General features: G+C 44.1%; 21 protein-coding genes. 11 read left to right on the forward strand and 10 right to left on the reverse strand.

All coding sequences use genetic code 11. The annotated features are described in order from the left end of the window. Window positions 1–37 precede the first annotated feature (37 nt). Window positions 38–727: a GLPGLI family protein gene (locus FMM05_RS16120; RefSeq protein WP_143374430.1), complete on the forward strand. Its 690-nt coding sequence runs from the start codon at window positions 38–40 to the stop codon at window positions 725–727. 43 nt (window positions 728–770) lie between these two features. On the opposite strand, the gene FMM05_RS16125 is transcribed toward FMM05_RS16120, so the two are convergent. The 4 genes from FMM05_RS16125 to FMM05_RS16140 all read right to left on the reverse strand — a co-directional run bounded on the left by FMM05_RS16125 (window position 771) and on the right by FMM05_RS16140 (window position 4,268). Beyond that, window positions 771–1,766, reverse strand: coding sequence for an acyl-ACP desaturase (locus tag FMM05_RS16125; protein WP_143374431.1), 996 nt, complete (start codon window positions 1,764–1,766; stop codon window positions 771–773). Between the two features lie 6 nt (window positions 1,767–1,772). Then, complete coding sequence (locus tag FMM05_RS16130; protein ID WP_143374432.1) at window positions 1,773–2,507, reverse strand: lysophospholipid acyltransferase family protein; 735 nt, start codon at window positions 2,505–2,507, stop codon at window positions 1,773–1,775. Window positions 2,508–2,638: 131 nt separating this feature from the next. After that, on the reverse strand, window positions 2,639–3,049 hold the full coding sequence (locus tag FMM05_RS16135; RefSeq protein WP_143374433.1) for a BrxA/BrxB family bacilliredoxin: 411 nt from the start codon (window positions 3,047–3,049) through the stop codon (window positions 2,639–2,641). A 73-nt stretch (window positions 3,050–3,122) separates the two neighbouring features. Further along, complete coding sequence (locus tag FMM05_RS16140; RefSeq protein ID WP_143374434.1) at window positions 3,123–4,268, reverse strand: lycopene cyclase family protein; 1,146 nt, start codon at window positions 4,266–4,268, stop codon at window positions 3,123–3,125. Window positions 4,269–4,415: 147 nt separating this feature from the next. On the opposite strand from FMM05_RS16140, the gene FMM05_RS16145 reads away from it, so the two are divergent. Continuing rightward, window positions 4,416–5,069, forward strand: coding sequence for a metal-dependent transcriptional regulator (locus FMM05_RS16145; RefSeq protein ID WP_143374435.1), 654 nt, complete (start codon window positions 4,416–4,418; stop codon window positions 5,067–5,069). Beyond that, window positions 5,070–6,950 (forward strand): Nramp family divalent metal transporter, encoded by a 1,881-nt coding sequence (locus FMM05_RS16150; protein WP_143374436.1) that lies wholly within the window; start codon window positions 5,070–5,072, stop codon window positions 6,948–6,950. A 35-nt stretch (window positions 6,951–6,985) separates the two neighbouring features. Here the strand turns inward: FMM05_RS16150 and FMM05_RS16155 are convergent, their stop codons facing one another. Further along, the gene (locus FMM05_RS16155; RefSeq protein WP_143374437.1) at window positions 6,986–7,933 is read right to left on the reverse strand and encodes an L-threonine 3-dehydrogenase; all 948 of its coding nucleotides are present in this window, start codon (window positions 7,931–7,933) and stop codon (window positions 6,986–6,988) included. 322 nt (window positions 7,934–8,255) lie between these two features. On the opposite strand from FMM05_RS16155, the gene FMM05_RS16160 reads away from it, so the two are divergent. Together FMM05_RS16160 and mfd are read left to right on the forward strand one after the other, a co-directional pair. Then, window positions 8,256–8,915 (forward strand): hypothetical protein, encoded by a 660-nt coding sequence (locus FMM05_RS16160; RefSeq protein ID WP_143374438.1) that lies wholly within the window; start codon window positions 8,256–8,258, stop codon window positions 8,913–8,915. Continuing rightward, a complete protein-coding gene (mfd, locus tag FMM05_RS16165; protein WP_143374439.1) occupies window positions 8,912–12,277 on the forward strand; it encodes a transcription-repair coupling factor in 3,366 nt (1,121 codons plus the stop codon). Before FMM05_RS16160 ends, mfd begins: the two co-directional genes overlap by 4 nt. Before the next feature lie 102 nt (window positions 12,278–12,379). On the opposite strand, the gene FMM05_RS16170 is transcribed toward mfd, so the two are convergent. After that, window positions 12,380–13,729, reverse strand: coding sequence for an ammonium transporter (locus tag FMM05_RS16170; protein WP_143374440.1), 1,350 nt, complete (start codon window positions 13,727–13,729; stop codon window positions 12,380–12,382). 747 nt (window positions 13,730–14,476) lie between these two features. Between FMM05_RS16170 and FMM05_RS16175 the strand changes: the two genes are divergently transcribed. Beyond that, the gene (locus FMM05_RS16175) at window positions 14,477–14,716 is read left to right on the forward strand and encodes a hypothetical protein (RefSeq protein ID WP_143374441.1); all 240 of its coding nucleotides are present in this window, start codon (window positions 14,477–14,479) and stop codon (window positions 14,714–14,716) included. Between the two features lie 11 nt (window positions 14,717–14,727). On the opposite strand, the gene FMM05_RS16180 is transcribed toward FMM05_RS16175, so the two are convergent. From FMM05_RS16180 to FMM05_RS16195, 4 genes are all read right to left on the reverse strand, one after another. Next, on the reverse strand, window positions 14,728–15,234 hold the full coding sequence (locus FMM05_RS16180) for a hypothetical protein (protein WP_143374442.1): 507 nt from the start codon (window positions 15,232–15,234) through the stop codon (window positions 14,728–14,730). Next, window positions 15,231–15,461: a hypothetical protein gene (locus tag FMM05_RS16185; RefSeq protein ID WP_143374443.1), complete on the reverse strand. Its 231-nt coding sequence runs from the start codon at window positions 15,459–15,461 to the stop codon at window positions 15,231–15,233. Before FMM05_RS16185 ends, FMM05_RS16180 begins: the two co-directional genes overlap by 4 nt. A gap of 117 nt (window positions 15,462–15,578) precedes the next feature. Further along, window positions 15,579–16,097 (reverse strand): hypothetical protein, encoded by a 519-nt coding sequence (locus FMM05_RS16190; RefSeq protein ID WP_143374444.1) that lies wholly within the window; start codon window positions 16,095–16,097, stop codon window positions 15,579–15,581. 128 nt (window positions 16,098–16,225) lie between these two features. Continuing rightward, window positions 16,226–16,684, reverse strand: coding sequence for a hypothetical protein (locus FMM05_RS16195; protein ID WP_143374445.1), 459 nt, complete (start codon window positions 16,682–16,684; stop codon window positions 16,226–16,228). Between the two features lie 302 nt (window positions 16,685–16,986). Here FMM05_RS16195 and FMM05_RS16200 point away from each other — a divergent pair, with 302 nt between their 5' ends. From FMM05_RS16200 to FMM05_RS16220, 5 genes are all read left to right on the forward strand, one after another. Further along, a complete protein-coding gene (locus FMM05_RS16200; RefSeq protein WP_143374446.1) occupies window positions 16,987–18,018 on the forward strand; it encodes a ligase-associated DNA damage response exonuclease in 1,032 nt (343 codons plus the stop codon). Beyond that, entirely contained in the window at window positions 18,015–19,619 is a 1,605-nt protein-coding gene (locus FMM05_RS16205; protein ID WP_143374447.1) for an ATP-dependent DNA ligase, read from the forward strand. The genes FMM05_RS16200 and FMM05_RS16205 overlap by 4 nt, the downstream gene beginning before the upstream one ends. A 265-nt stretch (window positions 19,620–19,884) precedes the next feature. Beyond that, entirely contained in the window at window positions 19,885–22,344 is a 2,460-nt protein-coding gene (locus FMM05_RS16210) for a ligase-associated DNA damage response DEXH box helicase (RefSeq protein WP_143374448.1), read from the forward strand. Between the two features lie 202 nt (window positions 22,345–22,546). Next, window positions 22,547–23,194: a ligase-associated DNA damage response endonuclease PdeM gene (gene pdeM, locus FMM05_RS16215; protein ID WP_143374449.1), complete on the forward strand. Its 648-nt coding sequence runs from the start codon at window positions 22,547–22,549 to the stop codon at window positions 23,192–23,194. A gap of 166 nt (window positions 23,195–23,360) precedes the next feature. Beyond that, window positions 23,361–24,440 (forward strand): fatty acid desaturase family protein, encoded by a 1,080-nt coding sequence (locus FMM05_RS16220; RefSeq protein ID WP_143374450.1) that lies wholly within the window; start codon window positions 23,361–23,363, stop codon window positions 24,438–24,440. Window positions 24,441–24,532 lie beyond the last annotated feature (92 nt).

Raw genomic sequence — 24,532 nt, forward strand, 5'->3', positions numbered from 1 at the left:
AAGATATTAGATACTATTGCAATTTAAAACCTTACCCATGAAAAAGATACTGTATACATTACTGCTACTGTTCGCTATTAATGCTTTCAGCCAAAATACCTACATACAATATACGGCCAAAATACATGATGAGACCGGACTGTATGGCGACCAGGACTTTTTAAGGCAAACGTTAGATAATGCCCTTGCCAGCACTATGAGTTTTGGACTTATTATTAATAAAGAAGGTGCCAAATTTTATAACGAAGAGTACAACAGCCCAACGTTGATGGGCGATGAAGAAATGATACGCTTAAGCTTATTATTGTTTGCACAGTATAGTGGCGATGTGTACACACTTGATAAATCTGTCTATGAGCAGCACTTACAGGGTAATAAAAGTGTTTACACAAAAGCGCCCGTACTTAACAACTGGGTAATTAGTAAAGAAACTAAAGTGATTAACGGCAGGCTGTGCCAAAAGGCCACTACTGATTATGTGGTTAAAAATAAGTTAGGTGTATTTAACCATCCTGTAACCGCATGGTATTGCACGGTGCTTAATTACAGCTATGGTCCTATAGGCTATGGTAACCTACCGGGGCTTATTACAGAGTTAACTGTGAGGAATGTTACCTACAACCTTGCTAAAATTGAGGAATCAACCGCAAAAGATTTTGATATTAAGTTCCTTTCCACAAGTAAAATACAATCTCAGAAAGATTTTGACCGTGAAATAGGCGATTAATAAGTATAAAAAAAGACTCACATGATTGTGAGCCTTTGCTATATTATTTAACCAGTGCAGGTTTTACCCATTTAAAAATGTGCGATTCTTGTGGTATTACTAATCTATCCGATATTCGTGCCATCCTGTCCGGCAGTTTCATAAGGTAATCCCTTGCTTTTTCTGCTTCGGCGGTAAGCCCATCTATTTTATCTATCTGCCATTTTTCTACAAGCTTCCTAAGAATATCAACATAGTCGTTAGCGGTGTAAACACCAATACGCTGAGCAGAGTCTGAAAATTGCTCAAAAGCAGAGCTTATCTTTTGGCCTGACTCCCTTAAAAAGTGGGCAGGCATCACGATTTTTTGCTTCATCATATACTGGAAAGCCAGCATCATTTCGCTTGGGTCTACCTTAAATATTTGGTCTACAAACTCGCTATAGGCCATGTGGTGGCGCATTTCGTCACCCGCAATAAGGCGGCACATTTTAGAAAGTTTGTTATCACCGTACTTTTTAGCCAGTTGCGATACACGGTTGTGCGAAATATAGGTAGCCAGCTCCTGAAAACTGGTATACACAAAGTTTTTATACGGGTCGCGGCCGGTACCAATATCAAAACCATCATTAATAAGGTGCTGGGTAGTCATCTCTATCTCGCGCATATCAACACGGCCAGATAGGTAAAGGTATTTATTAAGCAGGTCGCCGTGGCGGTTTTCTTCGCCCGTCCAGTTACGCACCCATTTGCTCCATCCGTTGCCTTTGTCTTCTGTTTGGTTAACGCCTTCAACATCCATAAGCCACGACTCATACGTAGGCAGGGCTTCCTCGGTAATGGTATCGCCCACAAGCACTACCCAAAAATCATAAGGCAGGTCTTTGGCAAGTTCCCTTAGTTCTTTAACCTCATCAAAAAATATTTCGTTTTGCGAGTCTGGCAGCAGGTCCGTAGGCTGCCATATTTTTTCGACCGGGATAAGAAAGTTCTCAACAAAAGAGTCGATGTTCTTTTCCAGGAACTGCATTACTTCCAGCCGAACGTTATGTGTAGACATGATATTTTAATTTTTTATTCCTTGTATAACTGCATTCTCTGTCCTCTCAATCACTTCTTCAAAAGGAATATTCTTAATAGCAAAAGGTTCCTGTATTGTAAAAGTTAGCCTGCTGCCCAATCCCAGGGGGTACTGCCCGTAGCGTACTATTTTCCAGGAATTGTTAATACTAATAGGTACAATATACGCAGAAGGAGCGTATTTACATAGTATTTTAAGACCGTTTTCAGAAAACTTCTTCGGTATTCCATCCTTACTTCGGGTCCCTTCCGGGAAGATAACGGCAGATCGTTTGTACTTTTCTATATACTCGGCAAGGCCTTTTATTGCCGGCAATGCCTGTTTAGGATCTTTCCGGTCTATTAAAACGCTGCCGCCGTGCCTTAAATTGTATGAAACACTTGGTATGCCTTTGCCCAGCTCTTTTTTACTGATGAACTTAGGGTGAAATTTGCGCATAAACCATATAATGGGCGGTATATCATACATGCTCTGGTGGTTAGCCACTATAATAAGCGGTACACCCGCAGGCACCTTTTCTAAACCATTAAATGCAATAGTAGTGCCAAGAATGTGCAGGCACCTTGTAAGGCCGGCATTTAGTATATCGACACTTTTTTTATGTGTCTGGTAGCCAAACACATTAAGGCATAGCCACTGTATTGGATGAAAAATAACCAACAACAACAGGAACACCAGGTAAAAAATTATAGATAAGGGATACGATAGTATCTTTTGCATATAACTCTTAAAAAATTCGCGTAAAAGTAGTACCTTTTTCGTTAATATTAAAAACAATTAGTATGCAGGCATAATTACTAATAAAAAAACCACGCTATTGCGTGGTTTACAAGTATTTTAAGAGGTGCTAACTAACAGTATTCGTCGTAAGCGTCTTTAAGGTTTTCTGCTATCATTTCTGCAGGGCGGCCTTCAATGTGGTGACGCTCTAACATATGTACAAGCTCACCGTCTTTAAACAAAGCCATGCTTGGCGATGATGGAGGGAAAGGGAACATAAGGCTCCTTGCCTCATCTACCGCTTCTTTATCTACACCGGCAAAAACCGTAATAAGGTTACCGGGCGTTTTAGCATTAGCAAGGCTCATTTTAGCGCCCGGCCTCGCGTTACGTGCTGCACAGCCACATACAGAGTTTACTACTACAAGCGTAGTACCTTCTTTACTTATAGCGTCTTTAACCGCATCGGCTGTATATAATTCTTGAAAACCAGCTTCCGATAGTTCGGCACGCATTGGTTTTACCAGTTCTTCAGGATACATAATTATAATATTTAAAATTATACTGCAAAGATAAATAATTTTTTAGCCAATTGTATAACCGTAAATAATTTTGTTACAGATTTAGCATTCTGCGCACCAGCGCCTTAATAAACAAACCCTTAGGGCATTTTAATATTACTGCAAGGTCTTCGGCTAACGTAGTCTCCTCATCTAAAAATTTAAAGATTGGGGCAGCATTGCCGCCTTTAAACATAGCTGAGAACATAGCCGACCCCTTGTGGTTTTTACGCGCAAGGATATCCAGCAGTAGCAAATCGTAAAACCAGAATTTATTCTGTTTACACAGCTTTGTAAAATCGTTTTGCGATTGCAGGAAATGCACCAGCTCCCTCGATCTTTTATCGGCATTTTTAAAGGTGTAGCCAGTGCTGGCCTTTGTCCATCCTCCAGCCGAGCCAATATTGAGTATATTTTTGGTATTGTTCTTCCAAAATTTGTAGCTCGTCATGGGTATGCTGCCGCGTTCTTTATCCACGATCTCATATTCGGTAACGCCTTTATCTGACAAATACTGCTTGATAACCTCCTCATATTCAGCTATAGGCAAAAGGTCTTTAGAAAAAAGGGTGTATTCTACAATAGCTTCGGTATCGTTAAAGGGTAGCACATACATAAAGCGGGTATTGCCTCTTTGCGGGATGCTGAAATCCATGAACGTGGGTTTATCAGATGTAAAGTCAGAAGTACTGGTCTTAACATGCCAGCCAATAAAGTGCTGTTGCAGTACCGGATATTGTTTTTGCGATGCGGCTAACGCAGGGTTATAGATACTGTTGAACAGCTTATTACAGGTATAACTCTCCGTTTCTGTTTTTACGATGACGTTTATATCTAAATCAACAAAATCAACAACTTTCTGATGAATGAACTCTATATTCTTGTGCTTTTTAATTTCAGTAAATACAAAATCATAAAAGTCGATACCACGTATCATGTTGTACTCGTAACCTTCAAAATCCAGGTCGGCGCTAAAGTCTTTACTGGCAAAAAGTGCGGTTTCCCATCTCCTGAAGATAATATCATCCCAAATGGTTACACCGCGCTGCCAAAAGCACCAGGTACGATCGTTGGCCTGTTTGGTGTCGGTATCCAGCAATAGGATCGATTTATCGCTAAAACGCCCTGAAACAGCCATACGGTACACCGTCATCAGGCTCGATAGCCCTGCGCCTGCAAAAATGTAATTGTAATGCTTCATTATTTCAAAAGTAGGGAATTTTTGCCCTTTTTAGATTTTTGCAAAGTCTATCACAAGTTAAATTAACTATAAATATTTAGCCTTGCCTAAAAATATCTTTCATTAGTCCAAATTATCACTATCTTTGTAGATAATGCATTGTTCGTAATGACCTACTCTGAAGAAAATTACCTTAAAGTTATCTACCACTTATCCCTTAACAACAGTAAGGGTGTAAATACTAATTCTATTGCTAATGTAATGGAAAGTAAGCCGTCGTCGGTTACCGATATGGTGCAGAAGCTTGCCGAAAAAGACCTGGTTATCTATAAAAAATACCAAGGTGTATCGCTTACCGAAAAAGGCAAATTTACAGCACTTATGATCGTGCGCAAGCACCGCATGTGGGAAGTTTTTTTAGTGGAAACCTTAGATTTTTCGTGGGATGAGGTACACGATGTTGCAGAACAGCTGGAGCACATTAAAAGCGAAAAGCTGATTAACAAGCTGGAAGAATTTCTCGGTTTCCCTACGGAAGACCCGCACGGCGACCCAATACCCGACCGTAACGGCAAAATTGCCAAAATAGATAAAAAGCTGCTGTCTGAAATTGGGGTAGGCAAAAAAGTAATTTGCGTAGGTGTAAAAGACAGTTCGCCACCCTTTCTGCAATACCTTGATAAGCAGCAAATAGCACTTGGCTCTGCCATTGAGGTGCTTGCTAAAGAAGATTTTGACCAGTCGCTTAGCCTTCGTGTAGACGATAAAGATGTAAGCGTATCTAATAAAATTGCCTCTAACCTGTTTGTAAAACCCGTATAAATGGCCCACAATAATCATTCGCTGGAAGATGTACATGAGTCGGTAGCCGCAGGCGGAAACAGTACCGGCTGGAAAAAAATACTGGCCTTTTTTGGTCCGGCCTACATGATAAGTGTTGGCTACATGGATCCTGGTAACTGGGCTACCGATCTTGCAGGTGGTAGCCAGTTTGGCTACAGCCTGCTGTGGGTGCTGCTTATGAGCAACCTTATGGCACTGCTGCTGCAAAGCCTTAGCGCCCGCCTGGGTATTGTAACCCGCCGCGACCTGGCACAGGCATCGCGCGAAACGTACCCTAAATACATCAATATATTTTTATATGCGTTGGCAGAGGTTGCCATTGCCGCGTGCGACCTTGCCGAGGTACTGGGTATGGCGATAGGTTTAAAATTGTTGTTTGACCTGCCTATGCTTTGGGGGGTAAGCATTACCATGTTTGATACCTTTTTGCTGTTATTCCTTATGAATAAGGGCATCAAGAAAATGGAAGCCTTTATTATTGGCCTGATAGCCATTATAGGCCTTTCGTTTTTAGCTGAAATGTTTTTTGCACAGCCGGATGGCGCTGAAATTGTAAAAGGGCTCGTACCTACCATTCCCAGCAGTGCGGCGCTTTATATTGCCATTGGTATTATTGGTGCCACGGTTATGCCGCATAACTTGTACCTGCATTCATCTTTGGTGCAAACCCGTAAATTCGACCGTACGTTTAGCGGTATCAAACAGGCCATTAGGTACAACTTAATCGATTCTGTCATAGCCCTTAACCTTGCATTTTTTGTAAATGCTGCCATATTAATACTCGCCGCTGCTACCTTTTTTACTAACGGCTTGCACGAAGTAGCCGATATTCAGGATGCGCACAAACTCCTGGAGCCTATGCTGGGCAACTGGGCCGCTATACTATTTGCGCTGGCGCTTATTGCGGCAGGGCAAAGCAGTACCATTACAGGTACTCTTGCAGGGCAAATTGTTATGGAAGGCTACCTTAACCTGCGCATACAGCCATGGGTACGCCGCATTGTTACCCGCCTTATTGCCATCTTACCGGCATTTTTAACCATACTATATTTTGGTGAAGATTCCACGGGGGAACTGCTGGTACTAAGCCAGGTAATACTAAGCCTCCAGCTTGGGTTTGCCATAATACCGCTTATTCATTTTGTGAGCGATAAAAGCAAGATGAATGAGTTTACCATTGGTACCTACACTAAAATAGGAGCATGGGCCATTGCGCTGACTATCGTAGCGTTAAATGCCAATTTGGTATACGATGAAATCCATGGATGGATAACAAACTCTAAAGACCCTATATACATCTGGATATTTGTAGTGCCGGTTACAGCGCTTGCGGTGGGCGTATTGCTTTATATAACTATTGAGCCTTTTGTTATGAAAAGCAGGGCTACAAAAAATCTTGTGCCCCACCTTAGCCCGGCCGCTATTAAAAGCCTGCCTGTTAAACAGGTGTACAAAAATATAGTAGTAGCGCTTGATTTTAGCCGCACCGATGGCAAAACCATAAGCAGCGCATTGCAGCTTGGCGGTACCGATGCCCGCTACACGCTGATACATATTGTAGAAACCGTTGGGGCAATGCTGCATGGCGACCAGGCATCCGACTATGAAACCAACAGCGATAAGGAATACTTAGACCAGTACAAAAAAAGCCTTGAAGAATTGGGTTATACCGTCTCTACAAGACTAAGCTTTGGCAGCCCTAAAAAAGAGATACCTAAAATTATTACTACTGATGATACTTTTGATATCCTGATATTAGGCGCACACGGGCACAACTTCTTTAAAGACCTGATATTTGGTACAACCGTAGATGCCGTAAGGCATAAAGTAAAAATACCGGTGCTTATTATTAAGGATTAGGCTTTAGCTGTCAACCAATAACTGTCAACCGACAACTATTTTGCTTTCTCACTCAAATGCTCCAGCATATCGGTTGTCATGGCAGTAAGGTCAAAGTCGTGTTTCCAGCCCCAGTCCTGGCGGGCGCTGTCATCGTTAATGCTTTGAGGCCAGCTGTCGGCAATTTTTTGTCGGAAGTCTGGCTCGTAATCTATAGTAAAATCAGGGATTTCTTTCTTTATCGCTTCGGCAATTTCGGTAGGGGTAAAGTCCATCGCCGAAAGGTTGTATGCCGAACGTATCTTCACATTCTCTGCAGGAGCCTGCATAATTTCTACGGTTGCACGTATGGCATCATCCATGTACATCATTGGCAGGCGGGTATCTTCGCTTAAAAAGCAGGTGTATCTGCCATCGGCTAAAGCCTTGTGGTAAATATCAACAGCATAATCAGTTGTACCACCGCCCGGAGGCGTACTCCAGCTAATAAGGCCCGGGTAACGGATGCTGCGCACATCTACACCATAAATGTTGTGGTAGTATTCGCACCAGCGCTCACCGCTTTGTTTAGAGATTCCGTACACCGTACTTGGCTCCATGACGGTAAATTGCGGGGTATTTTGCTTAGGCGTTGTAGGCCCAAAAACCGCGATACTACTTGGCCAGAATATCTTTTTAATCTTGCCTGCCTTAGCGATATTAAGCACATGAAAAAGCGAATTCATATTTAAATCCCAGGCAAAAGCAGGGTTTTTTTCGGCAGTAGCACTAAGTAAAGCTGCCATTAGGTATACATCCTCAACACCATGTTTTTCTATAACATCTTCAACCTGGTTAAAATCAAGCGCGTTAACAACCTCAAACGGCCCCGAAGCCACAAATGCCGGATCGCCTTTACGAACGTCTGATGCCACAACGGCATCGGTGCCATAAATGCTGCGCAGTTTTTTTGTAAGCTCGGTTCCTATCTGCCCGCAGGCGCCTATAATGAGTATTTTAGCCATGTAGTTGTGTATGATTAGTAGTGCAAAGATATGAGTTTACAATTATGAATTTCATTTTTTTATACCGTGTTTGTAACAATGTATTAGAAGATTGTGATGCAAACTATAACAATTGCGATAATGTGGTAAAGATGGGTACGCGAATAACTCAAATTGAGCGAATGGACACAGATTCTTTCCAGCAACATTCTTAGTTCTAAATCCTTGAAAATCGGCGATTGCAAAGCATCTGCATCATCCGTGTGCCATATAATTCTTCTATAATCTTTTTATGATAAACTTTGGCCTAACATTTGTAAATTTGCTATGCAATTACAAAAAAATGAAATACCTACGGTTTATACTCCTTTTTGGCTTAACGCTTGCTTTATTTTCGTGTGAAGACGATGAAAAGAAACGCATTGCCGAAACCCAGCGTACCATAAAGCAAAACGACTCGATACTTAAAGTTATAAGTCGCAACTGGATATTTGATGTGCCGCCGCCAACGTTAAAGGTGTCTGAAAAGATAGGTAACTGGAACGAGTGGCAGCAGTTTAACAGCGAGCTTAAGCAAAAGCCTACGGGAACGCTTAGCGCCTTTAGGCAAAAAACCAAGGTATTGGTTAACAAGGCCGACCAAATTAAAAACAACCTGCCGCCATTTTTTAATAAGCCACAGGTGCAGGCCCGTATGGATGTGCTGGTTACTAAGATAAAATCGCTGTACACGTACATTAGTATTGAGACTATTCCTGATAAAAAGGTTATAAGCATTATAGCTGATATTAACCATGAAATAAGGGCGCTGCAAAACCAGCTTGATGAGATTGTACGCTTTAGCGAAATAAGGAAAGAGGAAGGCGAGGAGCAGATGCTTCGCGCGCTCGATACCGTTCGTCTTGCCAATCCCGGCACTATCCCATTACAATCAACCCTGCCGCAGGCAAGGCAATTACCGCCACCGGGCCACGGCGCCGGATATACCAAACCCACAAATTGAAAAACGAAATACTACATAAATACGGGGAACTAACTAAGGTTAAACAATTGGCCGCAGCCCTGCAGCAACGCGAAGGCAAGCTACACGTTAAGGGCTTGCTTGGCTCGTCATTATCTTTTGTTATCGACCCAATATTTCGCGAAAGCGAACTCCCTTTCCTGCTTATTTTTAAGGATAAGGAAGAGGCTGCTTACTACTTAAACGATCTGGAGCAGCTTGTGGGCCAGGAAGATGTGCTTTTTTATCCGGGCTCGTTCCGCCGCCCGTACCAGATAGAAGATACCGACAATGCCAGTGTATTACTGCGTGCCGAGGTGCTTAACCGCATCAACTCGCGTAAAAAGCCGGCCATTATTGTATCCTATACCGAGGCACTTTTTGAAAAAGTAGTTACCCGTAAAGAGCTGGATAAGAATACCCTTAAGATCGCTGTAGCCGACCAGGTGTCTATCGATTTTATTAATGAAGTGCTCTTTGAATACGAGTTTCGCCGTGTGGACTTTGTAACTGAGCCCGGCGAGTTCAGCGTGCGTGGGGGTATAGTAGACGTGTTTTCATTTTCTAACGATAACCCGTACCGTATAGAATTCTTTGGTAACGAAGTAGATAGCATCCGAACGTTTGATGTGGCTTCGCAGCTATCCTTAGATAAAAAGAAGAAGATTACAGTTATACCGAATTTAGAGAACAAGGCCCTTGCTGAGAAACGCGAGAGTTTTCTGGAATACATCAGTGAGCGCACGGTGCTCTTCATACAAAATACCGATGCCCTTTTGGCGCAGCTTGATGTGCTGTTTGGTAAGGCTAATGAGGCTTTTGAAAAACTGTCTAAAGACCTTAAGCATGCCGCACCCGATGAGTTGTTCCTTAACCAGAAGACCTTCATCAAAAAAGCGTTGGATTTTACTATTGTAGAGCTCGGCGCAAAGCCCATTTTTAAAACCGGTAAGGAGTTTGAGTTTTACATTCAGCCACAGCCGTCATTCAACAAACAGTTCGACCTGCTGCTTAACAACCTGAGCGACAACCATGCTAACGGTTATAAGAATTATATTTTTTGCGCCAATGAGGCACAGGCCGTGCGCTTTCATGATATTTTTGAAAGCCTGGACGATGCCGGCAACGAGAACATCCGTAAGCAGTACAAAACCATTGTTTTCCCTATTTATGAAGGGTTTATAGATGAAGAGAACCAACTGGTTTGCTATACAGATCACCAGATCTTTGAGCGTTACCATAAGTTCAGCATCAAGAACGGCTATTCTAAAAAGCAAACCATTACATTAAAGGAACTTAACTCGCTATCGGTAGGCGATTATGTTACCCATATAGACCACGGTATAGGTAAGTTTGGCGGGTTGCAAAAAATTCAGGTAGATGGTAAAACACAGGAAGCCATTAAATTAGTGTATGCCGATAATGATATAGTGTACGTTAGCATACACTCACTGCATAAAATATCTAAATATAACGGCAAAGACGGTGCCCCGCCTAAAATTTACAAGTTGGGCAGCGGGGCGTGGAAAGCCCTTAAAAATAAGACCAAAGCGCGTGTTAAGCACATTGCGTTTAACCTGATTCAGCTGTATGCCAAGCGCAGGCTGGAGAAGGGCTATAAATATGCCCCTGACAGTTATTTGCAGGCGGAGTTAGAATCGTCGTTTATATACGAAGATACACCCGACCAGATTACCGCTACGCGCGATGTAAAAGCCGACATGGAGAGCGACCGCCCTATGGACCGCCTGGTGTGTGGCGATGTGGGCTTTGGCAAGACCGAGGTAGCCATTCGCGCTGCCTTCAAAGCCGTTGATAACGGCAAGCAGGTGGCCATTCTCGTGCCCACAACCATTTTGGCATACCAGCATTACCGCACCTTTAGCGAGCGTTTAAAAGATATGCCGGTTACGGTTAGTTACGTTAACCGTTTCAGGACCGCCAAACAAAAAGCGGAGACCCTTAAAGGCCTTGCCGACGGTAAGGTAGACATTCTTATAGGTACCCACCAACTGGTTAATAAGAGCGTACAGTTTAAAGACTTAGGCTTGTTGATTGTAGATGAGGAGCAAAAATTTGGCGTGAACGTAAAAGACAAGCTTAAAACTATAGCCCATAATATTGATACCCTTACCCTTACCGCAACCCCCATACCAAGAACGCTACAGTTCTCGCTTATGGCTGCGAGAGACTTATCAGTTATAACCACTCCACCGCCTAACCGTTATCCTATAGAAAGCCAGGTAGTTGGGTTTAATGAAGAAGTTATTCGAGATGCAATTTCGTATGAAATTCAGCGCGGGGGGCAGGTGTTCTTTATTCACAACCGCATTGAGAATATTAAAGAGGTTGCCGGGATGATCCAGCGCCTGGTGCCCAATGCCAAAGTGGGTGTGGGCCACGGCCAGATGGACGGCAAAAAGCTTGAGGAACTGATGCTTGCCTTTATGGAGGGCGACTTTGATGTGCTGGTTGCTACCACAATCATAGAAAGCGGACTGGATGTGCCTAATGCCAATACGATTTTCATTAACAATGCCAATAACTTCGGGCTATCCGACCTGCACCAGATGCGAGGCCGTGTAGGGCGAAGCAACAAGAAGGCATTTTGCTACTTTATCGCCCCGCCGTATAGCGCTATGACCGAGGATGCCCGCAAGCGTATCCAGGCACTGGAGCAGTTTAGCGAGCTTGGCAGCGGCTTTAACATTGCCATGAAAGATTTGGAGATCCGTGGGGCCGGCGACCTTTTAGGGGGCGACCAAAGCGGCTTTATTAATGAAATTGGCTTTGATACCTACCAAAAGATCATGAACGAGGCCATTGATGAGCTTAAGGAAAACGAGTTTAAAGACCTGTATGATGATGTAGAGGGTGAAGATAAGGTTGAAAAAGAGTACGTTAAAGACTTACAAATAGACTCTGACTTTGAATTGCTGTTCCCTGATGAATATGTAAATAACATTACCGAGCGCCTTAACTTGTATAACGAGCTTGGTGCCATAAAGAACGAAGAAGAGCTTATAGCCTTTGAAAACAAGCTGATAGACCGTTTTGGGCCACTGCCTAAACCTGCCCAGGCACTGCTTACCAGTATGCGTATTAAATGGATAGCCATTAAATTGGGTATAGAAAAACTGGTACTTAAACAGGGCAAAATGGTGGGTTACTTTGTTGGCGATCAGCAAAGTCAGTATTACCAGTCGGCATCATTCCGTAATGTGCTTAAGTTTGTACAGCAGTTCCCTACAGTATCTAAAATGAAGGAAAAGCAAACCAAGAACGGCCTGCGCCTGCTGCTTACCTTTGAGAATGTAAAGACCGTACAAAAAGCATTGGATATGCTTATGATGGTGCTGGAGTAAGGGTTAGTCTTCACTTAAACTGGTAGTTAACAGCATACTAATGCAAAAACAGCCGCACTATTTAGTGCGGCTGTTTTGTATGTAACTATTTGTAATCAATAATTAACCATGCATTTCGTTGTGCTGGGAGAGGTCAAGGCCTTGTTCTTCAGCTTCTTCCGATACTCGCAGTGGTATAAAAAAGTTGGTTACCTTATAAAGTGCCATAGCTCCAAAGAATGAGAAGGCAGCAACCAGCAGCAACGCCATCATGTGGTGGCCAAAGATGTGCCATCCACCGTGAAGCAGGCTTGCGTTTTCGCCCTCGGCAAAAATAGCGGTTAAGATCATACCCATAATACCGCCTACGCCGTGGCAGGCAAACACATCTAAGGTGTCATCAAAACGCTTGAGGCTCTTCCAGTTAACCATGCAGTTAGACACTATTGCAGCAATAAAACCAAAGAAAATACTCTTAGGTATCGACACAAAGCCCGCAGCAGGGGTAATGGCAACAAGGCCAACCACCGCGCCAATGCAAGCGCCTAAGGCTGAGACCTTTCTGCCGTTAAGCCTGTCGAAGAACACCCACGTTAACATAGCCGAAGCCGAAGCTATAGTGGTGGTAGCGAACGCCATAGCCGCAGTATGGTTAGCCGCCAGGGCCGACCCCGCATTAAAGCCAAACCAGCCAAACCAAAGCATACCCGTGCCCAAAAGCACAAACGGAATGTTAGTAGGTATGTATTCCAGGTGTTTACGCTTGCCAATAACCAGCACACCGGCAATTGCGGCAAACCCGGCACTCATGTGAACTACGGTACCGCCGGCAAAATCTTTAACGCCAAAGTAGCTGCCTAACAGTCCGTTAGGGTGCCAAACCATGTGGCAAAGCGGTGCATATATAAAGATACAGAACAGGCATATGAACATCAGGAACGAGATGAACCTAATACGCTCGGCAAGGGCACCCGTGATGATAGCCGGGGTAATAACGGCAAATTTCATTTGGAACAGGGCAAAAAGCACGAACGGAATGGTCGTAGCCATCTTAGAATGAGGGTGTTCGTCTACAAAATCAAAAAAAGCAAAGTCGGTAGGGTTGCCTATAAGGCCGTAATGAACGCCATCTATAGTAATGCCCAGCGGAGCACCAAATGAAAGGCTAAAACCAACCGAAACCCAAAGTAAGCTTATGACACCCAGGCATATAAAACTTTTAAGCATGGTGCTTATAACATTTTTTCGGCCCACCATACCACCATAAAAAAACGACAGACCCGGAGTCATTAGTAGTACCAGGCACGAAGCTGTGAGCAGCCAAGCAACGTCGGCGGGAACAATGGCGTCGGTGCTGTTAAACTGATCGTTTGGTGCGCTTACAGTGTCATGGTCCCAAAACAGACCCGTTATCGCAACGGCTGCGGTTATTACAAATGCGGCAATCCAGCGTTTTTCTAATTTCTTTTCCATTATACCCTAAAATTTATGGGGTCAAAAATATAAAAATTATGTTAAATGTAGGTAGGTGCGGCAAAAATTATAGGGGTGGTAGCTGTTAAATAATTAGGACTTAATATTTCACTTTTGGATTTTAAATTACAAAAACACCTCAAAATCGGGTCAATTTCAAAAAATGCTATTGCTGATAATCAATCACTTATAAAACACAAATTTCAACCATTTCAAAGTTAGTCAAAACCAATCCAATTTTAACACTGATATTTCACTTTTGGACATTGAGATTGGCTTCTTATAGTCGAAAGTTTATAAAGTCGAAAAGTTGAAAGTTTAACTGGACGTTTCGACTTGCCAACTTTACGACTTTCGGCTTCAATTTCACTTACTGCAAGAGCCACTTCAGTACAACACCGCAAAACGTGTTGTAATTTTGCAACGGGGAAAATGGTTCTCGGTTGTCGGTTGTCGGTTGTCGGTTCGAGTGAAGCTGGTTTGTAATTTGATATTTGTTTTTTGGACTTTGCTTATTGTCCATTGCCTGTTGCCAATTTGTAATTTGGAATTTGTTTTTTGGAATCTGCCTATTATTTATTGCATGTTGCCAATTTGTAATTTGGGTTTTGTTTTTTGAAATTTCTAACACTGTAAGATTATTCTGCGTGCATAAAATAGTTCATAAGTTAACGTTGAAGTTACATTTTGAGTCGAAATTTTTATAAACTTGCGTTAAAAATTACTACTAACTAATAAAATTTGTGTATGAACGATTTACCTTACACCATAGAAGATAACAAACTTTTGGAAGCACTTGCCGACATCGCATATCTTGCCGGGCAAAAAGGGTTTTTCTCGGGCGATTCCCGCAACGATATCAACGAATTTATTATTTGGGCCAAAGAGTTTGAAGCCGTTCACGAAGACACCAACTGGGATGAGGTTGATTACTTAACCGCCATTGAGGCCTTTACCGAAAACAAGCTTAGGATCGATTTGCATTAGGGGTTAGGTATTTAATACCCGATTAATAGAATTCCCTTAAGAGGAAGTTTAAGTCTATTGGAAATATACAATGTTTCTATAAACGAAAATATTCTCTGAAAATCATCGCCACCTCTGTAGTCGTTTCGTACGGCGATTATTAGATATTCTACTTCGAACATCATACATGCCTGAAAGATATCTTTTAGAAATTGGTTATTAGTCAAGGCTCGTCCGGCTTCAACTTCTAATACGATTTTGCCGTCGACACTAACCGCGTCTGCATTAAATGATTTATCAATATTATTATTGTAACCAAATAATACCGGTACGCTTATTTTTTGAATTTTAGATTTACCGCTCTCAACTGTAAAGTTAATAGCTTCTAAATGTGGACGGATAATTTCTAAAACTTGATTAGAAGAAAGGTTATTCTCAGGCGATTTAATCTTATTTGATTCTAATTCAAAACAATCAACGACAGATTTAATTTCTGGAGTTATGCCTTGCGAACGTGGAAAGAATTGATATTTGATCATCTTACTTCTAATATTACTAAATCTCTCAATTCGTTGTAAGGCAGTTCTATCTGTTCATCTTCTACAAAATAAAAGACTTCTTCATCTATTGCTAAAGCTTTATCTGATGTATAATCATCATCTCCTAATAACAAATCATTTAATGAAGTTGTAGAGATTAAAACTTCACCAAATTCCGGTAAGTTTAATATACGTGTAAGAAATTCTTTATTTTGAAATTGTATCATAACTATATAAGTGTGGTTATCAACAAATGTAACAATTCATTTTGCATATTTAAAAACTGATATTCACAAAAAAAACCGGCACTTGCCGGTTCTCAATATTATAATAAGCCAATAGGTTTAGTGTTTACCCTTGCCATTTCCATTTCCTTTACCGTTTCCGCCGCCGCCGGATTTTTTACCGCTGCCATTGTTTCCGTTTCCGTTAGATTTTACCACAACGTTATTGCCTGATTTTACAGCCACGCTTTTTTTAGCATGTCCCGGTGGTACGCCAATGGTTTTTTGTGGTTTGCCCTTATACCCTTTAGGATATTTAACCTTGTGCGTTTTGTAATAAATATAGGGCGTGGTACCGCGATAATCGTTTACAACCACCTTATAGCCGCTGTATAAATTATAAGTTCGGTAAACGGGCGGCAGTGCCGAGGCACGAATCCAGTTGCCGTTGTTTATATAAATATACTGGGCCGTATTAACATCATAATAAACCTCAATATCCGGCAGGTAGTAATACCTAACTTCGGTGTATCCGGCAGGCCCCCATGCAGGTGGCGAACCAATGTTTACGTTAACCGATACCTGTGCCTGGCTAAACGCGCAGGTAAAGAACAGTAATCCTAATAGTAAGTGTTTCATGTTTTCTGTTGTTTTAAATTATACCCAAAATCTTTCGTGCAGTATTAGTAGGAAAGTTGAAATATTAAAACAAATTTAAGATGTATTTTAGGTAATGTTTTATATTTTAAGATAATATTGGCGATACCTTAATGTCTGCCGTGGTGTTTGTTGTGTCCGCGGCCGTGCCCGTTACCATGATGCTTAACGGCTTTATAATGGTGGGCATGTGGGCGGGCAGCATAAGAATAGTGGTTGGCCCTGTAGTGCGATGGGTATCGTTTTACATAGTTGGTATGATACACATAAGGTGCATTACCATAATAGTTGCTTACCACTACGTGTGGGCCGTGGTACAGGTCGTAATTTCTATAAGCAACAGGCAGGGCACGGGTGCGCACCCAGCGGTTGTTGCTAATGTATACGTACTGGGCCGTGTTAATGTCGTAATAAGTAGCAATATCGGGCAGGTAGTAGTAGCGCGCTTCAACAGGAGCGGGAGCCCAAACGGGCGGTGTACCAATGTTAACACTTACCGATACCTGCGCCTGCGTGAGTGCACCAGTGCATAATAATAACCCTAACAGTAGTTTTTTGATTGTTTTCATGATAGCGAGAATTAAAGATTACTAATTGGTTAAACTATATTGTAAGGCTTTCTTACACCTTACCTAAAGGTGTGCCAGTTTTTTCTAAAACGATTTCTTTTAGGATAATTTTAGTATTTCGGATCAGGCTATTCCACAGAGATGCACAAAGGAGACACACAGTTTTAATCTTTGCGAAACTATGCGGTTTCTTTGCGAGACTTGTGTAATAGTAGCCTCCTTCCACAAACGTTAAACTTCCCTCAATCCGCATCTAACAAAAAGCGGTAGTTCGTAACTTTATAAGTATATACCCTAAACTCATGAGGCAGCCCCTGTTGGCATTTAACGATAAAGGCATTTACTGTGCGCAGGCCAACGTATACCTGGATCCGTGGCGCCCGGTAGACAACGCCATTATAACCCACGGCCACAGCGATCACTCCCGCTGGGGCCACAAGCACTATATAACGCACCACATGAATGTGCCTATAATAAAGCACCGCCTGGGCGATATCGTGGTTACGGGCAAAGACTGGGGCGAAACCTTTACCATAAACGGGGTAACATTTTCGTTTCATCCTGCCGGGCACATAATAGGCAGCGCGCAGATAAGGGTAGAGCACAAAGGCGAGGTTTGGGTGTTTACCGGCGATTATAAGACCGAAGACGACGGAATTTCCACTCCCTACGAGGTGGTTAAATGCCATACCTTTATAACCGAGAACACCTTTGGGCTGCCAGCGTTTAAATGGCTTCCGCAGGCCGAGGTAATGACCGATGTTAACAACTGGTGGGCACAAAACCGTGCCGAAGGTAAAACCTCCATACTTTTTGGGTACACACTTGGCAAGGCGCAACGGCTGCTTAAATACTTAGACCCTAACATTGGACGCATTTACACCCACGGCGCGGTAGAGAACATGACCGAGGTGCTTAGGCCTATGGTAAGTTTCCCGGAAACTATACGCGTTACGCGCGAAACCAAAAAAGAAGATTTGCTGGGCAGTATTGTATTGGCACCGCCAAGCGCCCACGGCAGCATCTGGATACGTAAAATGACACCTTTTGTAACGGGTTCGGCAAGCGGGTGGATGGCTTTTCGCGGTGCACGCCGCCGCCGGGCTATCGACAAAGGTTTTGTGCTTTCCGACCATTGCGACTGGCAGGGACTGCTGGAAAGCATTACCGCCACAGGTGCCGAAAAGATCATCTGCACCCACGGCTACAGCGACATTTTTAGCGCCTACCTGCGCGAACAGGGCTATGATGCCCGTACTGAGCATACCCAGTATGAGGGCGATGAAGGCGAAGTGGAAAACAAGGCGGATGCCGAAACCGACGAGCAGCCATGAAAAATTTCTCTGAACTTATAAAGGCACTGGATAGTTCTAATAAAACATCGGTTAAGGTAGATGCGTTAACCGAGTATTTTAAGAACGCCAACGATAAAGACCGCGTATGGACGATTGCGATACTCTCGCACCGCCGCCCGCCACGTCCGGTTAATACTACATTGCTGCGCATGTGGGCCACCGAGCTGGCTAACATCCCGCTATGGTTGTTTGAGGAATCCTACCATATTGTGGGCGACCTGGCGGAGACCATTGCGCTGGTTATTCCCACCACTAAAAACCAGAGTGATAAAAGTCTGACGGAGTTTGTGGAAGAAATGATAGCCCTTAAAAAAAAGCCCGATGACCAAAAGCGGGAATACCTGCATAGCAACTGGCTGGCGCTTAATTATTACGAGCGTTTTGTGTTTACAAAACTCATAACGGGCAGTTTCCGTATCGGTGTGAGTCAGAAATTAATGACGCGTGCCCTCTCTAAAGCCACGGGTGTAGATGAAGATGTACTGGCTTACAAACTTATGGGCGAGTGGGATCCGGTAAAGGTTAGCTTCCAGAATTTAGTGTTAGATGAAAAAGCGCAGGATGCCTACAGCAAGCCTTTTCCGTTCTATTTAGCGTATGCGATAGAAGGCGAACCCGAAGGACTGGGCGATGTAAGCCAGTGGAGTGCCGAGCATAAATGGGATGGTATTCGCAGCCAGACGCTCATCCGCAACGGGCACATGTATGTGTGGAGCCGTGGCGAAGAACTGGTTACAGATAAATACCCTGAATTCGAAAAACTGTTAGGCGTTATCCCCGATGGTACCGTGATAGATGGGGAGATCCTACCCTGGGTAGATGGCGCTATCGGCAGCTTTAACGATTTACAAACCCGCATAGGGCGTAAAACCGTTTCGCCTGCACTGCTCAAAAAAACACCGGTTATTATAAAGGCATACGATTTACTGGAGTGGCAGGGGCAGGACATAAGGCAGCTGCCCTATATAGAACGCCGCCAACTGTTAGAACAGCTATACGACAGCATTAAGGAGTACGAACTGCCGCTGCAATTATCCGAAAGGATGACTTTTGATAGTTGGGATGAAGCCATGCTCGAAAAAGCCCGGTCGCGCGAACTGCGCAGCGAAGGCCTGATGTTTAAGCGTATAGATTCACCTTACCTCGTGGGCCGTAAAAAAGGCGACTGGTGGAAGTGGAAACTCGAGCCCTTTGCCATTGATGCCGTACTTACCTACGCCATGCGGGGTAGTGGCCGCCGCGCCACCCTGTTTACCGATTATACCTTCGCCTTGTGGCAAACCAACGAAGACGGTACCAAGGAGCTGGTAACGTTCGCCAAGGCGTATTCCGGTTTAACCGATGCCGAATTCCGCATGGTTGACGATTACATCAAGAAAAATACGCTTGATAGGTTCGGACCCGTGCGCAGTGTAACCCCAAAACTGGTCTTTGAGATAGGGTTTGAGGGTATCGCCTTTTCCGGGCGGCACAAAAGCGGCGTTGCAACACGCTTTCCGCGGATATTACGCTGGCGCCACGACAAAAAAATAGAAGATGCCAATAGTATAGAAGATTTAAAGGACATGATTCCGAAATGACAAATTCCAAAAAGCAAATTCCAAATTCCAAACAGTTAGGCGGAGTCTGTCATTGCGAGGGAGGCACGACCGCGGCAATCCCAAATATAGCTCATTAATAGAGATGCTCCTTTATTAAAATACGTAAGTATTTTGCTACGAGTGAGATTGCCGCGGTCGTGCCTCCCTCGCAATGACAAATGCAACTATGAAGCTCGCTCCCCTCTCCTTTGGAGAGGGGTTGGGGGAGAGGACAACTTGAAACTGAAAACCCGAAACCAAAAAAATGAACAGGGAACAACTTTTTGATATAGCAACAGGCTGGTTTGAGAGCAGGGGGTGGAAACCCTTCCCGTTCCAAACCCAAACGTGGACTGCCTTTTTACAGGGTAAGAACGGCCTGCTTAATGCCCCAACCGGCAGCGGCAAGACCTACGCCCTGTGGCTGCCTGTAGTGTTAGACTATATTAAAAATAACCCCGACTATAAAACCAAACACAAGCCCGGCCTTAAAGCCATCTGGATCACCCCGCTGCGTGCCCTTTCGGTAGAGATAAAGCAGGCTGCAGACAGGGTAAATGACGATTTGGGCACGGGGCTTACTGTAGGCATCCGAACTGGCGATACCTCGGCATCTGAACGTTCAAAGCAAAAAACCAAAATACCCGACCTGCTCATCACTACGCCCGAAAGCATGCAGCTCATGCTGGCTTCTAAAGATTATGCCAACGTGTTTAAAACCTGCGGCGCAATAATTATAGATGAGTGGCACGAACTCCTGGGTACCAAGCGTGGCGTGCAGACTGAGCTTGCCCTTACCCGCCTTAAAAACGTTGCGCCTAAAATGCGTATTTGGGGTATTAGTGCCACCATAGGCAACCTGCAACAAGCTATGGAAGTACTGTTGGGTCCGCAGTCGCCTGCGCTGGAAAATTCGGTTATGATACGGGCGCACATCAATAAAAAAATAAATGTGGTTTCGGTTATCCCGGATAAGATGGATGCCTACCCGTGGCGCGGTCACATGGGGCTGCACCTTATAGACGAAGCCGCAAAAATTATAAAAGGCAGCCGCACCACACTGCTATTTTGCAATACGCGCGCGCAGTGTGAGTTGTGGTTTCAGGCGCTGTTAGATAAGTTTCCGGAGTTTGCGGGCGACCTTGCCATGCACCACGGCAGTATAAGCCGCGAGAACAGGCAGTGGGTAGAGCAGGCCATCAGGGATGAACAATTGCGCGCTGTAGTATGTACATCGAGCTTAGACCTGGGTGTGGACTTTGCCCCTGTAGAAACCGTGGTACAAATAGGCGGCCCTAAAGGCGTGGCGCGTTTTTTACAGCGTGCCGGGCGTAGTGGCCACCGCCCCGGCGAGGAAAGCAACATTTACTTTTTAGCCACCCACGCCATAGAGCTGGTGGAGGCTTCGGCATTGCGCCGCGCCGTTCAGGAAACCGTGGTAGAAGATCGCGTGCCCTACCTAAACAGTTGGGACGTACTGGTGCAGTACCTTGTTACACTGGCAGTGTCAGACGGTTTTTACCCCGATGTTATATTTAAAGAGGTTAAAGGCAGTTTTTGCTATCAGGGCATGACGGAAGACGACTTTCAGTTTTGCCTTAACTTTATTACCAAGGGCAGCCAGAGCCTGCAGGCGTATGACGAATATAAAAAAGTAGAGATTGAGGCCGACGGTAAGTTTAAGGTAAACAGTAAAACCATTGCCATGCGCCACCGCATGCAAATGGGTACCATTGTGGGAGATTCGGTTATGAACGTAAAATTTTTGGGTGGTGGCTACCTGGGCAGTATCGAAGAGTGGTTTATATCCAAGCTTAACCCCGGCGATACCTTTATTTTCGCAGGCCGTAAGCTGGAGCTTATCCGCGTGCGCAATATGGAGGTTATGGTGCGCATGGCAAGCCCCGGCGCCAAGGCCATGCATGCCAGCTGGATGGGGGGCAGGCTTACGCTTTCGGCACAGATGAGCGAACTGCTGCGCGAAGAGCTTTATGCCGCCAATACCGATACCATGACGCGCGAATTACGCGCCCTCAAGCCCATGTTTACCCGCCAGCGCAAAGAAAGCATTGTGCCGGGCGATGACGAATTTTTGATAGAAACGTTTAAAACCCGCGAGGGCTACCACGCCATATTTTACCCGTTCGAGGGGCGTTTTGTACACGAGGCGCTTGCCAGTTTAATGGCCTACCGCATTAGCCTGCTTACTCCCATAACCTTTTCGCTGGCGTATAATGATTATGGTTTTGAATTACTATCCGACCAGGAGATTGACATGCAGCAGGTATTGGATAACGACCTCTTTACCCCGCAGCACCTGCACCTTGATTTGCAGCACAGCCTTAATGCTACCGAAATGGCACGCCGAAAATTTCGCGATATTGCCGTTATTGCAGGGCTGGTATTTACGGGTTATCCCGGCAAGGTGGTTAAAACCAAACACCTGCAAAGCAGCTCGCAGCTGATATTTGAAGTTTTCAGGGATTATGAGCCTAACAACCTTTTGTTTCAGCAGGCGTACCGCGAAACCTTTGAGCACCAGCTTGAAGAAGGCCGTTTGCTATTAGCCTTAGAGCGCATACACCGCCAGCAAATCGTTTGGAAAGCTACAGAAAAGCCTACGCCTTTCAGCTTCCCCATTATAACCGACCGCCTTCGTGAAAAACTATCCAGCGAAACCCTCTCCGACAGGATTAAAAGGATGACGGCAAGTTATATGAAATAGATTATTAAATTTTGAATGGTTGGATTTTTAGACTTCGCACTGTCATCGCGAGCGGAGTGCAACCCAGCGCGGCGATCTCACATAAATCACTACCTCTTATTTAACACAGTCGCACATCTAACGATACTTTATAATTATGTGCCTTTGCGTATCTTTGTGCCTTCTTTGCGTGTCTTTGCGAAAGAAAAATGAGAGGGATTAAATGACATTAAACATACAAATTAACAGCCGCGACTTTATACTGCATTGCTCCGGCGCATTGTTTTGGGTAGAAAAACGCATGCTGCTGATATCCGACGCGCATTTGGGCAAGGTATCGCACTTTCGCAAGCATGGGGCTGCTATACCGGGGGTGCTCATGCATAAAAATTTTGATAAGCTGGATAGCGCTGTTAACTATTTTGAGCCCGAAAGCATCTGCTTTTTAGGCGACCTTTTTCACAGCTCCTTAAATAATGAGTGGCAGTTATTTCACGACTGGGTGGCGCGCACGCCTGTGCCTATAATACTTGTAGCGGGTAACCACGATATTATAGCACCTAAAAAATACCACGACATCAACATTACCATAGTAAGCGAATGGGCACTGGATGGCTTTTTGCTAACCCACTACCCCGAAGAACGCGATGGCCTGTTTACCCTATGCGGGCACATACACCCGGCAGTGCTTTTGGCGGGCAAGGGCAGGCAATTTTTAAAACTGCCATGCTTTTTTAAGTCGGCCCAACAAATGATACTCCCTGCCTTTGGCGAATTTACCGGTACCTACGTTATGGAACCGCAGGAAGGCGATGTTATTTATGTGATAACCAAGGATGATGTTTTAGAGGTGCCGAACAAGGAAAGATAGGGGTTAAGCAATACTGGCACCCTATTTGCGTTATCATTATACAATACTCCGACAGAAAGGCATTTTCAGAAAAAAGTACGGAATTCCGATACTATACAAAATCCTTCTCACTACTAATTTTATCTTACAAATGGAAGTGAATTAACCGTTGCAGCTATCCATTTATATGATTACCAAGTTAAAATTTAACAACGCGGCAAAGACGCAATTCCTTGCCACGACAAGGCAGCGTGTAGACCAGTATTTTTTAGATGCGGATGAGTCGCGCAACGCTAATGCCGGTATGTGGGTAAAAACCGCAATTTTCTTAACCGTGTTTTTTGGAGTATATGCACTTATAATCTCTAACGCCTTTAGTACCTGGGTTATGCTGCCGCTCGCAATACTGCTGGGCGTTTGCAGCGCCTTTGTGGGGTTTAATGTGTGCCACGATGCCATACATGGGTCGTTTTCATCAAACAAAATAGTAAACAAAGTGCTTAGTGCCATATTCAACCTGCTGGGCGCGAGTCCTTACGTGTGGAGCATTACGCATAATATTGTACACCATACGTATACCAACATTCCCGGGCATGACGAAGACATTGATGTTGCCCCGGGGCTCATACGCCTTTCGCCCGAAGAACCCGTAAACCGTATACAGCGCTACCAGCACTGGTATGCTTTCCCCCTGTACGGGCTGGCGTCTATCTCATGGGCATTCCGTAAAGATTATAAAAAGTTCTTTCAGCCCAAAGTAGGGCAAACTGCCACCAAACATCCCAAAAAAGAATATTTTAACCTGTTTTTTTATAAGGCTATTTACTACTTTTTGTTCATAGCGCTTCCGCTGATGGTGCTCAGCATAACGTGGTGGCAGTTTATAATAGGCTTTTTGGCCTTGCAAATAGCACAGGGCTTTACCATGGGGCTGGTGTTTCAGCTGGCGCACGTGGTAGAGGGCACTGATTTCCCCATGCCAAATACCAGCGGAAATATAGAAGAAGCCTGGGCCGAACACCAAATGCGCACTACCGCAAACTTTGCCACATCCTGCCCTTTTGCCGCTTTTTTCCTGGGCGGACTTAACAGGCAGATAGAGCATCACCTGTTCCCTAAAATTTGCCACATCCATTACGGTAAAATCAGCAAGATCGTTAAGCAAACGGCGCTGGAGTTTAATATTCCGTATATAGAAAACCCTACATTCCTTACGGCACTACGCTCGCATTACAGGATATTAAAGAAATTTAGTTTGCAGGCTTAATGCATTTTTTACAACTTTCTAATCCCTGCTGACATACCCTTGTCATTACCCGTTTGTAATTTTGGGGTATAAACCAAGTAAATCATCAGTAT

The organism is Flavobacterium zepuense, from assembly GCF_007097145.1.
Classification (GTDB): Bacteria; Bacteroidota; Bacteroidia; order Flavobacteriales; family Flavobacteriaceae; genus Flavobacterium; species Flavobacterium zepuense.

Coding starts and splice junctions, on each gene's coding strand:
- FMM05_RS16125 (WP_143374431.1), bottom strand. CDS start 1,766: ATGTCTACACATAACGTTCGGCTGGAAGTAATGCAGTTCCTGGAAAAG.
- FMM05_RS16190 (WP_143374444.1), bottom strand. CDS start 16,097: ATGAAACACTTACTATTAGGATTACTGTTCTTTACCTGCGCGTTTAGC.
- FMM05_RS16205 (WP_143374447.1), top strand. CDS start 18,015: ATGAAAAATTTCTCTGAACTTATAAAGGCACTGGATAGTTCTAATAAA.
- FMM05_RS16210 (WP_143374448.1), top strand. CDS start 19,885: ATGAACAGGGAACAACTTTTTGATATAGCAACAGGCTGGTTTGAGAGC.
- FMM05_RS16140 (WP_143374434.1), bottom strand. CDS start 4,268: ATGAAGCATTACAATTACATTTTTGCAGGCGCAGGGCTATCGAGCCTG.
- FMM05_RS16135 (WP_143374433.1), bottom strand. CDS start 3,049: ATGTATCCTGAAGAACTGGTAAAACCAATGCGTGCCGAACTATCGGAA.
- FMM05_RS16145 (WP_143374435.1), top strand. CDS start 4,416: ATGACCTACTCTGAAGAAAATTACCTTAAAGTTATCTACCACTTATCC.
- FMM05_RS16155 (WP_143374437.1), bottom strand. CDS start 7,933: ATGGCTAAAATACTCATTATAGGCGCCTGCGGGCAGATAGGAACCGAG.
- pdeM (WP_143374449.1), top strand. CDS start 22,547: ATGACATTAAACATACAAATTAACAGCCGCGACTTTATACTGCATTGC.
- FMM05_RS16195 (WP_143374445.1), bottom strand. CDS start 16,684: ATGAAAACAATCAAAAAACTACTGTTAGGGTTATTATTATGCACTGGT.
- FMM05_RS16170 (WP_143374440.1), bottom strand. CDS start 13,729: ATGGAAAAGAAATTAGAAAAACGCTGGATTGCCGCATTTGTAATAACC.
- FMM05_RS16175 (WP_143374441.1), top strand. CDS start 14,477: ATGAACGATTTACCTTACACCATAGAAGATAACAAACTTTTGGAAGCA.
- FMM05_RS16180 (WP_143374442.1), bottom strand. CDS start 15,234: ATGATCAAATATCAATTCTTTCCACGTTCGCAAGGCATAACTCCAGAA.
- FMM05_RS16120 (WP_143374430.1), top strand. CDS start 38: ATGAAAAAGATACTGTATACATTACTGCTACTGTTCGCTATTAATGCT.
- FMM05_RS16220 (WP_143374450.1), top strand. CDS start 23,361: ATGATTACCAAGTTAAAATTTAACAACGCGGCAAAGACGCAATTCCTT.
- FMM05_RS16200 (WP_143374446.1), top strand. CDS start 16,987: ATGAGGCAGCCCCTGTTGGCATTTAACGATAAAGGCATTTACTGTGCG.
- FMM05_RS16185 (WP_143374443.1), bottom strand. CDS start 15,461: ATGATACAATTTCAAAATAAAGAATTTCTTACACGTATATTAAACTTA.
- FMM05_RS16160 (WP_143374438.1), top strand. CDS start 8,256: ATGAAATACCTACGGTTTATACTCCTTTTTGGCTTAACGCTTGCTTTA.
- FMM05_RS16150 (WP_143374436.1), top strand. CDS start 5,070: ATGGCCCACAATAATCATTCGCTGGAAGATGTACATGAGTCGGTAGCC.
- FMM05_RS16130 (WP_143374432.1), bottom strand. CDS start 2,507: ATGCAAAAGATACTATCGTATCCCTTATCTATAATTTTTTACCTGGTG.